Source organism: Pseudonocardia wallangbongensis, from assembly GCF_054486945.1.
Genome location: NZ_JBRERS010000015.1, coordinates 74381 through 87510, shown reverse-complemented (window position 1 = coordinate 87510; position 13130 = coordinate 74381). Strand labels below are relative to the sequence as shown.

At 72.6% G+C, this 13130-nt stretch carries 15 protein-coding genes; 12 read left to right on the top strand and 3 right to left on the bottom strand.

Translation table 11 applies throughout. The features are described from left to right. The first annotated feature begins 48 nt into the window (after window positions 1-48). The 10 genes from ACU436_RS36380 (at window position 49) to ACU436_RS36335 (ending at window position 7499) form a co-directional block, all read left to right on the top strand. Window positions 49-1290, top strand: coding sequence for a lactonase family protein (locus tag ACU436_RS36380; RefSeq protein ID WP_459031635.1), 1242 nt, complete (start codon window positions 49-51; stop codon window positions 1288-1290). Window positions 1291-1328: 38 nt separating this feature from the next. Then, complete coding sequence (locus ACU436_RS36375; protein WP_459031634.1) at window positions 1329-1631, top strand: urease subunit gamma; 303 nt, start codon at window positions 1329-1331, stop codon at window positions 1629-1631. An 11-nt stretch (window positions 1632-1642) separates the two neighbouring features. Beyond that, window positions 1643-1963, top strand: coding sequence for an urease subunit beta (locus ACU436_RS36370; RefSeq protein ID WP_459031633.1), 321 nt, complete (start codon window positions 1643-1645; stop codon window positions 1961-1963). Next, entirely contained in the window at window positions 1960-3678 is a 1719-nt protein-coding gene (ureC, locus tag ACU436_RS36365) for an urease subunit alpha (protein ID WP_459031632.1), read from the top strand. The genes ACU436_RS36370 and ureC overlap by 4 nt, the downstream gene beginning before the upstream one ends. After that, window positions 3678-4373 (top strand): urease accessory protein UreF, encoded by a 696-nt coding sequence (locus ACU436_RS36360; protein WP_459031631.1) that lies wholly within the window; start codon window positions 3678-3680, stop codon window positions 4371-4373. The genes ureC and ACU436_RS36360 overlap by 1 nt, the downstream gene beginning before the upstream one ends. Window positions 4374-4383: 10 nt before the next feature. Next, window positions 4384-5079, top strand: a complete 696-nt coding sequence (ureG, locus tag ACU436_RS36355) for an urease accessory protein UreG (RefSeq protein ID WP_459031630.1) — start codon at window positions 4384-4386, stop codon at window positions 5077-5079. Continuing rightward, complete coding sequence (locus ACU436_RS36350; protein WP_459031629.1) at window positions 5076-6023, top strand: urease accessory protein UreD; 948 nt, start codon at window positions 5076-5078, stop codon at window positions 6021-6023. Before ureG ends, ACU436_RS36350 begins: the two co-directional genes overlap by 4 nt. 277 nt (window positions 6024-6300) lie before the next feature. Next, window positions 6301-6579 carry a DUF3040 domain-containing protein gene (locus ACU436_RS36345; protein ID WP_459031628.1) on the top strand — a complete coding sequence of 93 codons (279 nt, stop codon included), beginning with the start codon at window positions 6301-6303 and terminating at the stop codon, window positions 6577-6579. A gap of 95 nt (window positions 6580-6674) precedes the next feature. Beyond that, window positions 6675-6923, top strand: a complete 249-nt coding sequence (locus tag ACU436_RS36340; RefSeq protein WP_459031627.1) for a hypothetical protein — start codon at window positions 6675-6677, stop codon at window positions 6921-6923. A gap of 336 nt (window positions 6924-7259) precedes the next feature. Then, complete coding sequence (locus ACU436_RS36335) at window positions 7260-7499, top strand: nuclear transport factor 2 family protein (protein WP_459031737.1); 240 nt, start codon at window positions 7260-7262, stop codon at window positions 7497-7499. Window positions 7500-7551: 52 nt separating this feature from the next. On the opposite strand, the gene ACU436_RS36330 is transcribed toward ACU436_RS36335, so the two are convergent. After that, window positions 7552-8157, bottom strand: a complete 606-nt coding sequence (locus tag ACU436_RS36330) for a TetR/AcrR family transcriptional regulator (protein WP_459031626.1) — start codon at window positions 8155-8157, stop codon at window positions 7552-7554. Window positions 8158-8307: 150 nt separating this feature from the next. Here ACU436_RS36330 and ACU436_RS36325 point away from each other — a divergent pair, with 150 nt between their 5' ends. Both ACU436_RS36325 and ACU436_RS36320 read left to right on the top strand, forming a co-directional pair. After that, a complete protein-coding gene (locus ACU436_RS36325; protein WP_459031625.1) occupies window positions 8308-9069 on the top strand; it encodes an enoyl-CoA hydratase/isomerase family protein in 762 nt (253 codons plus the stop codon). Window positions 9070-9075: 6 nt separating this feature from the next. Then, complete coding sequence (locus ACU436_RS36320; protein ID WP_459031624.1) at window positions 9076-11781, top strand: helix-turn-helix transcriptional regulator; 2706 nt, start codon at window positions 9076-9078, stop codon at window positions 11779-11781. Window positions 11782-11904: 123 nt separating this feature from the next. Here the strand turns inward: ACU436_RS36320 and ACU436_RS36315 are convergent, their stop codons facing one another. Together ACU436_RS36315 and ACU436_RS36310 are read right to left on the bottom strand one after the other, a co-directional pair. Further along, on the bottom strand, window positions 11905-12150 hold the full coding sequence (locus tag ACU436_RS36315) for a lipoyl domain-containing protein (protein ID WP_459031623.1): 246 nt from the start codon (window positions 12148-12150) through the stop codon (window positions 11905-11907). Further along, window positions 12147-13130: an alpha-ketoacid dehydrogenase subunit beta gene (locus ACU436_RS36310; protein WP_459031622.1), complete on the bottom strand. Its 984-nt coding sequence runs from the start codon at window positions 13128-13130 to the stop codon at window positions 12147-12149. The genes ACU436_RS36315 and ACU436_RS36310 overlap by 4 nt, the downstream gene beginning before the upstream one ends.

Sequence of the window (13130 nt, the reverse complement as noted above, 5' to 3'; positions counted from 1 at the left end):
GGAACCCGCGGACCACCTCCGCACGCGGACGAGACGAGCGAGGTTCACATGTCGGACGGCGACGCGATGCGCGGCGGGCATCTCTACACGCAGACGAACGAGACCAAGAACGCCGTGATCCACTACCGGCGTTCGCCGAGCGGCACGCTCGTCGAGGCCGAACGCGTTCCCACCGGTGGCGCGGGCTCCGGGGTCTTCAAGCCGATCAGCGGGCAGGAGAGCGCCCCGAACGCCTTCGAGGGCGCGGGCAGCGTGATCCTCTCCACCGACCGCCGGTTCCTGTTCACCACGAACGGCGGCGACAACTCGGTCTCGAGCTTCGGCGTCGGCGACGACGGCAAGCTCACGCTCCTCGACGTCAAGCGGACCGGCAACGTCGTCACCGGGCGCAGCGGCACCGCGAAGTCGCTCGCGTACTCGCCCGCCAGCGGCACGCTCTTCGTGCTGCACTCCTTCGGCCCCGACCACGTGCGGCTGATGTCGGTCGACGACGAGGGAATGCTGACCGCGCGGCCCGAGGGCTACACGGTCAACACGATGGACAAGCCCAACCGGGTGTCCACGATGGCCGTGCTCTCCCCGGACCAGAAGTTCCTCCTGGTCGGCACGACGTTCGACCAGCCGCCCACGGCGAACCCCGACGGCTCCCCGATCCTGTGGGTCGAGGGACCGGACGGTTCACCGCGGTCGATCGCGTCGAACGCGCCCGACCCCGACGGTCTGGTGGTTTTCCCGGTGAACCCGCACGGGACGCTCGGCGCGGCCGCCTTCCACGACGCGGGCGCGGGGTCCCCGTTCTACCCGGCCTTCCTGCACGACCGGCCGGACACCTTCGTCATCGGGGCGGCCGTCGGCGACGGCGTCGTCCTGGGCAGCATCGACGCCGACGGCATCGTCGGTTTCGGCCCGCTGGTGCAGATCGACACCAGCGCCGGGAAGCCGTCGGAGCTGTGCTGGCTGGCGGTCTCCCCGGACGACCGCTTCGTGTTCGCCACGAACTTCGGCTACAGCAACATCAGCAGCTTCCAGCTCGACGGCAACGTGCTGTCGGTCGCGAAGGACCCCGCGTGCCCCCGGGTGCCGGGCGACGGCACGTTCCGGGCGCTCAACGGCAGCGTCAGCAGCGGGCCGAGCGACAACTGGCTCTCCCCGGACGGCGCGTACCTGTACCAGATCTACGGCAACGCCGCGAAGCTCGTCGGCTACGCCGTCCAGCCGGACGGGGCGCTCGAGCAGGTCACCAGCGCGGACCTCCCGTACAACAGCCCGCAGGGCCTGGCCGGGTTCTGATGGCCGGGGCACCGCGTGTGGAGACCTGGATCTCCTCGTTGATGCTCACGCCTCGCGAGATCGACAAGCTCGTCGTCTACCAGGTCGCCGACCTCGCCAGGAGGCGCCGGGAGCGCGGGGTCCGGCTGAACTTCCCGGAGTCGATCGCCCTGATCACCGAGGCGCTGCTGGAGGCGGCGCGCGACGGGAAGTCGGTCGCCGACGTCATCGAGCTCGGCACGCAGGTCCTGACGCGCGACGACGTCATGGACGGGGTCCCCGAGATGGTGAACCTGGTCCAGGTCGAGGCCACCTTCCGCACCGGCACCCAGCTGGTGTCGGTCAGCAACCCCATCCCGTAGGAGGACGCACCGTGATCCCAGGTGAGTGGTTGCTCTCCGCCGATCCGATCGAGATCAACGCGGGCCGGCGCACGCTGCGACTGACGGTCCGCAACACCGGCGACCGGCCGATCCAGGTCGGTTCGCACTTCCACTTCTTCGAGGTCAACCCGGCACTGGACTTCGAGAGGCCCGCGACGCTCGGCATGCGGCTCGACGTCCCGTCGGGCCAGTCGATCCGTTTCGAGCCAGGTGACGAGCGGGAGGTCGGCCTCGTCGAGTTCGGCGGGAGCGGGCGGGTGATCGGGTTCAACAACCTGGTCGACGGGTCGGTACGGGGGAAACGGTCATGAGCGGGGTTCCGCGGCAGCAGTACGCCGCCCTCTACGGCCCGACGGCGGGGGACCGGTTCCGGCTCGCCGACACGGCCCTGGTCGCCGAGGTCGAGCGCAGCCTGGTGACTCCCGGCGAGGAGGCCGTCTACGGAGGCGGCAAGACGCTGCGCGACGGGATGGGGCAGGTCCCCGGCCTGCGCAACGCCGACGGGGCGCTCGACCTGGTGATCACCTCGGTCGTCGTCATGGATCCCGTGCTCGGCATCCTCAAGGCCGACATCGGGATCAAGGAGGGCCGGATCGCCGGCATCGGCCAGGCCGGCAACCCCTACCTCCAGGACGGGGTGGATCCCGGCATGGTCGTCGGCCCGGGCACGGAGGTGATCTCCGGCGAGGGGCTGGTCGCGACGGCGGGCGCGGTCGACACCCACGTGCACTTCCTGACGCCGGACCAGGTCCCGCACGCCCTGGCTGCGGGCATCACCACGCTGATCGGTGGCGGCACCGGGCCCGCTGACGGTTCCAAGGGCACGACCTGCACCCCGGGGCCGTGGAACATGGCGCGGATGCTCGAGGCCAGTGCCGTCCTCCCGGTGAACGTCGGGTTCCTCGGCAAGGGGAACAGCAGCCGCCCGGAGAGCCTCGTCGAGCAGGTGCGGGCCGGGGCCTGCGGGCTGAAGGTCCACGAGGACTGGGGCGCCACGAACGCCGCCATCGACTGTGCGCTCACCGTGGCCGACGAGTTCGACGTGCAGGTGGCCCTGCACTCGGACACGCTGAACGAGGGCGGCTACCTCGCCGGGACGATCGCGGCGATCGACGGCCGCGCCATCCACACGTACCACACCGAGGGCGCGGGCGGCGGCCACGCCCCGGACATCATGGCGATCGCGTCGCTGCCGAACGTGCTGCCGTCCTCGACGAACCCCACCCGGCCCTACACGACGGACACGACCGACAACCTGTTCTGGATGACGGTCATCACCCACCACCTCAACCCGGGGAACCCGGAAGACGTCGCGTTCGCGCAGTCGCGCATCCGGGCCGAGACGGAGGCGGCCGAGGACGTCCTGCACGACATGGGGGTGCTGAGCATGTGCTCCTCGGACTCCCAGGCGATGGGGCGCATCGGCGACACCGTGACGTCGTGCTGGCGCACCGCGGACAAGATGAAGAAGCTGACCGGCAGCCTCGACGGCGACCCGGCCGGGCACGACAACGGCCGCATCCTGCGCTACCTCGCGAAGCTCACGATCAACCCCGCGCTCGCCCACGGCGTCGGCCACCTGGTGGGCTCGCTGGAGCCCGGCAAGATCGCCGACATCGTGCTGTGGCCGACGAACACCTTCGGCGTAAAGCCGAAGTACGTCGTCAAGGGCGGGTTCGTCGCCTACGCGCTGATGGGTGACCCCAACGCCTCGATCCCGACGCCCGAGCCGGTGCTCCTGCGCTCGATGTTCGGTGCGCAGGGCGCGGCGGCCGGCCGCACGTCGGCGACGTTCCTGTCGCAGGCCGCGATCGACGCCGGGGTGCCGGACCGCCTCGGTCTCGACCGGTGGGTCGAACCGGTCCGGGGGTGCCGGACCGTCGGCAAGGCCCAGATGGTCCGCAACAGCGCCACTCCGGAGATCGGCGTGGACCCGGAGACCTACCAGGTCAGCGTCGACGGCAGGCCCGCCACCGTCCCGGCGGTCGACGAGGTCCCGATGTCCCAGCTCTACTACATCGTCTGATGGGTGCCGTGCTCGCCGGGCACCTGGCCGCGCTCCAGCTCGCCGACTCCGCGTTCCCGAGTGGCCGCTACACCCTGTCCTACGGCCTGGAGGCCATCGCGCAGAGCGGGATGCCTGCGGACCTCGTCGAGCTCCTGTCGGACGGCGTACGCCTCGGCGTCGCGCCGTCGGACGGGGTGGCGCTGGCCTGCGCCCACCGGGCCGTCGGCGCCGACGGCCGGATCGACCTCGACCTGGTCGCGCGCGTCGACGAACGGCTGACCGCCGTGAAGCTCGCCCGGGAGGCCCGGCAGGCGTCGGCGCGCACCGGCCGTGCACTGCTGGGCACGGCCACCACCGCGCTCGGGGTGACGGCGATGGCGGACTACGCCGACCGCGTCGCGGCGGGCCGCTGTCCGGGCAACCACGCGGTCGTCCTCGGCGTGCTCAGCGCCGCGCTGGGGGTGCCGCGCCTGGAGGCGGTCGCCGGCGAGCTGTACGCCGTCTGCGCCGGCTGGGTCGCCGCGGCCGTGCGGCTCGCCCTGACCGATCACCGCACCGCGCAGGGTGTTCTGCACCGCGTGCGGCCCGTGATCGCGGAGGCCGCCGCGGCGGCGGTCGACCGCGACGTCACCGGAATCGGCGGGTGCACACCCCTTCTGGACCTGATGTCGATGCGGCACGAGCAGGCCGAGCTCCGGCTGTTCGCGAGTTGAGGAGGACCACGTGTCGGACCACCACGAGCACGACCACCACCACCCGCCGTCCGGCGGCGTGCGAGCGCCGGGCATCCCGCGCATCGGGATCGGCGGACCCGTCGGCTCCGGCAAGACCGCGCTCATCGAGGCGCTGGTCCCGCTGCTGCTCGCGGCGGGCCACCGGCCGCTGGTCGTCACCAACGACATCTTCACGATGGAGGACGCCACGCACGTCAGGGCGACGCTCGCCGGCGTGCTGGATCCGGAGCGCGTCGTGGGGGTGGAGACGGGCTCCTGCCCGCACACCGCGGTGCGCGACGACCCGACCATGAACATCGACGCGGTCGCCGAGCTCACGCGGCGTTTCCCCGACGCGGACGTCGTGCTGGTCGAGTCGGGCGGCGACAACCTGACGCTCACGTTCAGCCGGGCGCTCGCCGACTACTTCGTCTTCGTGATCGACGTCGCGGAGGGCGACAAGATCCCCCGCAAGCGCGGCCCCGGCGTCACCCACTCCGACCTGCTGCTCATCAACAAGATCGACCTGGCCCCGCACGTGCGGGCCGACCTGGGCGTGATGGACCGGGACGCCCGCGCCGTTCGCGAGGGGCGGCCGTTCGCCCTCACGAACTGCTTCACCGGCGAGGGGCTCGCCGAGGTGGCGGCCCGGATCGGCCAGGTGGTCCGGGGCAGGCCCGCGGCGCCGCCCGGCGACGCCGCATGACCGCCGCGCCGTCCCGGCACGACCCGGCGTGGTACACGCCGGCGGGCCTGCCCGCGGAGCTGTCCGCGTTCGACGGCCCGGTGCGAGGCGGCCCGGGCGTGGGCGCGGCGGGGAAGGTCGGCGTGCTCGACCTCGCCCTGGCCCCGTCGGGTGGTGCGACGCGGATGCTGCGCCAGTACCAGCGGGCCCCGCTGCACGTCTTCCGGCCGGTCCACCTCGACCCCGCCCGCCCCGACATGGCGTTCGTCTTCCTGCAGCAGTCGGGGGACGGCCTCGTGCAGGGCGACCGCTACCGCATCGACGTCGACTGCGCACCGGGCGCGGCCGTGCACGTCACGACCCAGGCCGCCACCAAGGTCTACCGGGCCCACCGCAACTACGCGACGCAGCTGGTCAACCTGCGTGCCGGTGCGGGCGCGGTGCTGGAGTACCTCCCCGACCCGGTCGTGCCCTTCCGCGGGTCGCGGTTCTTCCAGCGGACCTGCGTCACCGCCCACCCGGAGTCGACGGTGATCCTCGGCGAGACGCTGCTCCCCGGGCGCGTCGCGCACGGCGAGGCCTTCGCCTACGACCTGTTCCGGGCCGAGACCGAGATCCGCCGCCCCGACGGGCGGCTCCTCGCCGCCGACGTGCTGCGCATCCACCCCGCCGCGGGCGACGACCCCCGCTCGATCGGCCTGCTCGGCCCGCACGACGTGGTCGCCACCCTGTTCGTCGTCACCGCGCTGATCGACCCGCCCACCGCGGTCGGGCTGCTGCGCACGGCGCTGGCGGGTTGCCCCGACGTGCGCGCCGGGGTCAGCGAGCTCCCGAACGGCTGCGGGGCGTCCGCCCGGCTGCTCGGGCCGACGTCCGCCGCGGTGCACACCGCCGTGCGGACGGCGTGGAGCGCGGCGCGCCTCGCGTTGCTCGGCGCGCCCGCGCCGGACCTGCGCAAGGGCTGACCTCCGCGTCGGCGACCGGAGCATCCAGTCCCCTGCCGTCCTGCTGCTCGTCGGTGTGGCGGCGCTCGTCCTGCGCCTGGTCACCGTCTGAGGGGTCCGCCATGGGCGCCAGAGCGCGGCCGGTGCGCCGCTGACGAGCACCCGTGGTCGGCACGTGGCCGCCACTGGTGCCATCCGGCGCCGACCGCGCGACCTTGGTGCTGGCCACGCAGAACTGTCGACGCAGCACCGCGCAGCGTGTCCCGTGCGCGGTCCGCCATGAGCCTGGGATGTTGCGATGACCCTGGATCTCCGCGAACTCGTGCAGTTGGGCAGGATCTCGGAATCGCTGCGGAGGAGCGATCCCGAGCTCGCCCGCACGCTCTCCTCGCTGGCCAGAGGCCGGCGGTGGACCGGCTGGGAGGCCGCATCCGTCGGAGCACCGGCCGCCTGCGTAGCGCTCGCGGTGGTCGGTCTCGTCGCCGGAGACACCGCGCTCTCCGCCGTGGGAGGAGGTGCCGCGATGGCCATCTGTCCGTTCGTGCTCGTCATCGCGAGCAAGCGGCGGCGTTCGTGATGCGTTCCGGCCCCGGACTCTCCGTACGTGCTCCGGTCGAACCTTCTTGCCTCCAGGCCGATCCCGATGTCACGCTGGATGCTGTCGTCGTCGCAGTGGGACTCATCGAGGCGGTCGACGTTCGTGACGGGCACTTCACGCCCGTGCTCCGGTGCGACGAATCTCCCGGCCTGATTGCGCTCGAGTTCGCCGACAGGATGAAGAAGCGCGTCATTCAGAACCTGTGCCGACGCGTCGTCGTCGAGGGACGGCTGCACGTCGCCGATGCCAACGGTCACCGGCTCGAGGTGCGCCGCCTGCGAGCCTTGCGGCCCGGACAGACGGGGGGTTCGACCTTCGACTGATGTTGCCCGTCGCGGCCGCGGCGCGGTTCGAGGACCCCGCGATCACGGTGGTGCAACTCGTCCCGCCGGACGGCGACGGTGACCGCTTCCCGATACTCGCGATCTTCCCCGCCAAGATCCGAAGTATCGGGCGTCGATGGTCGTGGCGACAGCGATGGGCAACCGAAACTGCGGATCATGCCCGCGCATCGAGGGGCATCTGCCCCGCACCGGCGCGGGCGCGGGCCGATCAGGTCCGCCCGGATGAGCTGCCGCGCAGCCGGGCCGACGACCCGACACCGACACGGCGTCCGAACCAGCCACTACCGCAGCCGACCAGCAACATGATCACGATCTATAGCCGTCGAGGTCGACGGTGACACCGCTGCCCTCGACGCCCACTTCGTCGTTTTCGACACGGTGGGGGACGAGCGCCGAGAGGGCGGGTGGCCCGAGGGCGCGCGCGGTGCGCAAGGCGTGATCACACCGATCGAGTCGGGCTACTACCGCCCTCGCATGGTCCGCACCGGCGGTCGCTGGCTGATCCGCCATCACGAGATCGTGCTGGACCAGCCGATGGCCTTCAGCGGCACCTGACGGCATGGCCCGCTCCAGCCGGAGCTCGCTGCGCCCGGCCGGCTGCGCGACCTCAGCTCGCTGCGGCCGCTCGCAGCAACGTGGCGGCCGCGGCCTTCGCGTCGGCCGCCGCGTCGCTGCCCCCGTTGTGCGCCGCCACCATCGAGGCGTCGTAGAGGAGGGCGAGCTGCCGGCCCAGGCGGGTCGGGTTGCGGGCTCCGGCCCGAACGGCGATGTCGGTCAGCAGCCCGAGGACCCATGCCCGGTGCTCGGCCGCGACCACCGCCGCCGGATGGGACGGGTCGGGCAGCTCTGCCGACGCGTTGATGAACGGGCAGCCCCGGAAGTCCGGCTCGGTGAACCACGCTCCGAGCTCGTCGAACACGACGTCGAGCTGTGCCGCGGGTACGGGATCTGCCGCGGCGAGCGCCGCGCCCAGCCGTTCGCGCCAGCCCGCGCTGCGCCCGGCCAGGTAGGCCGCGACCAGGCCGTCCTTGCTGCCGAAGTGCTCGTAGATCGACGACTTCGCCACGTCGGCCGCTCGCCGGATGCGCTCGACCCCGACCGCTGTGATGCCTTCGGCGTAGAACAACTCGTCGGCCGCGGCGAGCAGGCGGTCGCGCACGCTCCCGGTGTGCTGACGCCCCGGGGTGAGGGCCTGCGTCCCCGGTTCGGTCACGTCCCACCTCCGGATCCAGTATCGCGCAGCCGGTTCCCGGGTGATCGCGCCGCGCCCGGTCGTGTGCTCTGCGCGACATCTGTTGCCGTGGCTGGGGAGCGATCGCTACCGTCCATCCTACAGACCGGTCGGTAGGATTTGGAGAACGAGATGAGCGGCCCCGACTACTTCACCCGCTTCGCCAACCTGGCCATGGATCGCACGGCCGACGGCGTCCTGGTCGTGCGCTTCCACACCGATGGGGGGCCGATCACCTTCACCGGGCAGACCCATCAGGACCTGCCGCGGGCCCTCGAGGAGATCGCGCTCGACCAGGACAACAAGGCGCTGGTGCTCACGGGCACCGGTGACTCGTTCATGGACTCGATCGACGGCGAGAGCCTCGGTGAGATCTTCAAGCCCGCGCGCTGGGAGAAGATCCGCACCGAGGGGACCGCGGTCCTGCAGCGCCTGCTGACCCTGCCGATGCCGGTGATCGGTGTGGCCAACGGCCCCGCAACGGTCCACTCGGAGTACCTGCTGCTCGCCGACATCCACATCGCCTCGGAGCGCGCGACCTACGGCGACTTCCCGCATCCCACCTTCGGGATCACGGCCGGTGACGGCCTGCAGGTGGTCTGGGAGGAGATCGTCGGCACGGCGCGGGCGAAGTGGCTGCTGTGGACCGGGGAGACCATCGACGCCGTGACGGCCCAGCAGTGGGGTGTCGTCAGCGAGGTCGTCGCCCACGAGCGGGTCCTCGACCGCGGTCTCGAGATCGCCCGTTCCCTCGCCGCGAAGCCGGCGCTCTACCGCTCGCTCCAGAAGCAGACGCTCAACCAGCGGATGCTGCGCCGGCTCATCGAGGGCGTGCCGTTCGGCATGGCGCTGGAGGGCCTGACCGCCGCCGACCTGGCATACCAGCAGGGCTGACAGAAGGTGTTGCTCGGTCGGCGTAGCGAGTGTGAGCGTCTCGAGCAGCTGCTCGAGACCATCCGGGTGGGTCGAAGCGGCGCGCTGGTGGTCCTCGGGGAACCCGGCGTGGGCAAGACCGCGTTGCTGGGGCACATGGCCGAGCGTGCGTCTGACTGCCGGGTGTTGCGCGCTGCCGGTGTCCAGTCGGAGATGGAGCTGGCCTTCGCCGGCCTGCACCAGGTCTGCGCACCGCTGATGGACCGCGTCGAAGCGTTGCCCGTCCCGCAACGCGACGCGCTGCGGACCGTCTTCGGGCTCAGCGGCGGGGCGGCGCCCGATCGCTTCCTGGTGGGCCTCGGGGTGTTGAGCCTGCTGGCGGACGCGGCCCGGGAGCGACCGCTCGTCTGTCTGATCGACGACGCCCAGTGGCTCGATCGCGTCTCCGCTCAGGTGCTCGCGTTCGCCGCGCGGCGCTTGGTCGCGGAGTCGGTGGCGATCGTCTTCGGGGCTCCCGTGCCCGGCGAGCCCGTGGAGCTGGCGGGCCTGCCCGAGCTGGAGGTCGGGGGACTGGCGGACGAGGACGCGCGGGCCCTGCTGGAGTCGAAGCTCGGCGGCCCGATCGACGAGCGGGTCCGCGACCGGATCATCGCGGAGACCGCGGGCAACCCGCTCGCGTTGCTCGAACTGCCGCGGGGGCTGACGCCGGCGGCGCTGGCGGCGGGGTTCGGACCGGTGGCCGGCGCCCCCCTTCCGCAGCAGATCGAGGAAAGCTTCCGGAGGCGGCTGGCGCCGCTCGATGCGGACACCCGGCACCTGCTGCTCATCGCGGCAGCGGAGCCGATGGGCGATCCGGCACTGGTGTGGCGGGCTGCGGAGCAGCTCGGGATCGGTGTCGCCGCGGCCGCGCCGGCCGCAGCCGCCGACCTGCTCCAGATCGGCACCAGGATCCGGTTCCGGCACCCGCTCGTGCGTTCGGCGATCTGCCGGGCCGCCTCCGGGGAGGACCGGCGGACCGCGCACCGGGCGCTGGCGCGCGCCACCGATCCCGAGATCGACCCGGATCGACGGGCCTGGCACGCGGCACAGGCGGCATGTGGCCCGGACGAGGCGATCGCCGCAGACCTCGAGCGTTCGGCAGGCCGGGCCCAGGCACGGGGTGGGATGGCCGCCGCCGCCGCACTCCTGGAGCGCGCGGCACACCTCACACCCGAGCCGGTACGCCGCGCGGAGCGCATGATCGTCGCGGCCGAGGCCACCCACCATGCGGGCGCCTCGGACGCCGCGCTGGGCATACTACCGCTCGTCGAGGTCGGACCGCTGGACAAGCTCCAGCGTGCCCGTGCGGACCTGTTGCGCGCCCAGATCGCCCTGAGCACTAACCGCGGCCGGACGGCCCCGCCACTGCTGCTCGAGGCGGCGAGGCAGCTCGAACCGCTCGACGCCCGGCTCGCCCGCGAGACCTACCTGGACGCCCTGCTGGCGGCGATGTTCGCCGGTTCGCTGGCCACCACCGGCGTGCGGGAGATCGCCGAGGCCGCCCGGCTGGCGCCCGCGCCGCCGGACGAGCCGGGCGCGGCGGATCTGCTGCTCGACGGGCTGGCGATGCGGTTCACCGACGGGTACGCCGCCGCCGTTCCGCCGCTGCGGCGCGCCATGCAGGCATTCCGCGACCCGCACCTCTCACCGGGCGCCCTGCGCAGGCTGTGGCTCGCCCGCATCACCGCCGGGAACCTGTGGGACGAGGAGACGCTGGAGACCGCCCAGCACGTACGGCTCGCCCGGGAGGCGGGCGCGCTCGACACGCTCCCCCTCGCCCTGACGGTGCGCATCGGCGCGCACACCCTGGTCGGCGAGCTCGACCGGGCCGAGGCGGTGCTCGACCAGCTGGACGCGGCCACGGAGGCGACCGGGAACCCCGTGCCGCCGTACGGGGCACTGGTGCTCGCCGCCTGGCGGGGCCGCAGACCCGAGGCGACGGCGCTGATCGAGACCGCCACCGGGGAGGCACTCCGTCGCGGTGAGGGGTTCGGCCTGGTCCTCGCGGGGTGGGCCGAGGCGATGCTCGCCAACAGCCTTGGCCGCTACGAGGACGCGCTGGCGGCGGCCCGGAAGGCCGGCGAGCACCCACCGGTGATGGGGGTGGAGCCCTGGGGCGCGCTGGTCGAGCACGTCGAGGCCGCGGCCCGCTCCGGGCAGCTCGCCGACGCCGCCGACGCCCTCGCGCGGCTCAGCGAGACCACCCGCGCGACCGGCACCGACTGGGGCCTCGGGATCGAGGCCCGCACCAGGGCGCAGCTGCTCGACGGTCGTGCCGCCGAGGACGCCTACCGGGAGGCGATCGACCGGCTCGGCCGCACCCGCCTGCGCGGCGAGCTCGCCCGCGCTCACCTCGTCCACGGCGAGTGGCTGCGCCGCGAGCGGCGGCGGCTCGACGCGCGGGACGAACTGCGCACGGCCCACGAGATGTTCGGGGCCATGGGGATGCAGGCGTGGTCCCGCCGGGCCGCGGGTGAGCTGGCGGCCACCGGTGAGACCGCGCGCAAACGGCCCGCCGAGACCAGCACCGAGCTGACCCCGCAGGAGGCCCAGGTCGTGCGTCTCGTCCGCGAGGGCCTCTCCAACGCCGAGATCGCAGGCCGGCTGTTCATCAGCCCGCGCACCGTCGAGTGGCACGTGAGCCGGATCTTCAGCAAGCTGGGCATCAGCTCGCGCCGTGAGCTGCGCCGTTGAGCCGCTCCTCGACCGTGTCGATCAGGATCTCGGATCGGAGTGTCCGGTGCCGTCGACATGAACCACATGATCGTCCGGCGGGGCGGCGACCGCACCCGTGGAAACCACTGGTCCGCCGCCGCATCACTCCTGCTCGATGTCCAGGACGCACAGCACGTCGCCGACCTGGACGTCGGCCTCCACCGGGACCAGCAGTTCGACGACCGTTCCGCGAGCCGTCGCCACCACGTCCTGCGTGACCTTCTCGGTCTCGAAGGCGTAGAGCGGGTCGCCGGCCTCGAAGCGGTCGCCCGGCTGCTTGTGCCATTCGACGATGGTGGCTTCGGTCATGTTCATGCTGACCTGTGGCAGCTTCAGCCGCTGGATCATGCGCCGACCCGCCCGCCGACCAGCTGCGCCGCCACTGCGGCGATCCGCTCCGGGCCGGGCAGCACGGCGGTCTCGGCCTCCCGGGCGAACGGGATCGCGACGTTGCCGATGTTGACGCGCTTGACCGGCGCGCGCAACAGGCCGAAGCCCTCGTCCGCGGCGACCGACGCGATGTAGCCGGCCGCCCCGCAGCGGTCCCGCGACTCGTCGACCACGACGAGCCGCCCGGTCCTCCCGATGGTCTCGAGGATGGCTGCCTCGTCCAGCGGCACGAGCGTCCGCAGGTCGACGACCTCGGCGTCGACGCCCCGGGCGGCGAGCAGGTCGGCCGCCGCGACGGCGGGGGCGACCATCGAGCCGATCGCGACGATCGAGACGTCGCGGCCCTCGCGCACCGTGGCGGCCCGGCCGAACGGCACGAGGTGCTCGCCGTCGGGGACCTCACCGCGGCTCCCGCCCTGGGTGCGCGCCTCGAGGAACACGCACGGGTCCGGGGAGCGCAGGGCCGTCGTCATGAGGCCCTTGGCGTCGGCCGGGTTGGCGGGCATCAGGACGTTGATGCCGCCGAGGTTGGCCAGCGCGGGGTGGACGCTGTCGCTGTGCTGCGCGGCGGTCGACCCGCCCGCGCCGTAGCCGGCGATGATCGTGATCGGGGCGGTGAGCTGACCGCCGGTCATCAGCCGCATCTTGGCGATCTGGTTGGCGATGGCGTCGAACCCGGTGTAGATGAAGTTCGCGAACATCATGTGCAGGACGACGTGGTAGCCGGCCGCGGTCGCCCCGAGCGCCATGCCGGTGAGCGTCGCCTCGCTGATCGGGGTGTTGCGGATCCGATCGGGACCGAACCGGTCGTGGAGGCCGCGCAGGTCGCCCACGATCGACAGCTCGACGTCCTCCCCGATGACGATGATGTCCGGGTTGCGCTCCATCTCCTCCCGCAGCGCGTCGCCCACAGCCTGGATGTAGCGTCGGCGGGCCAT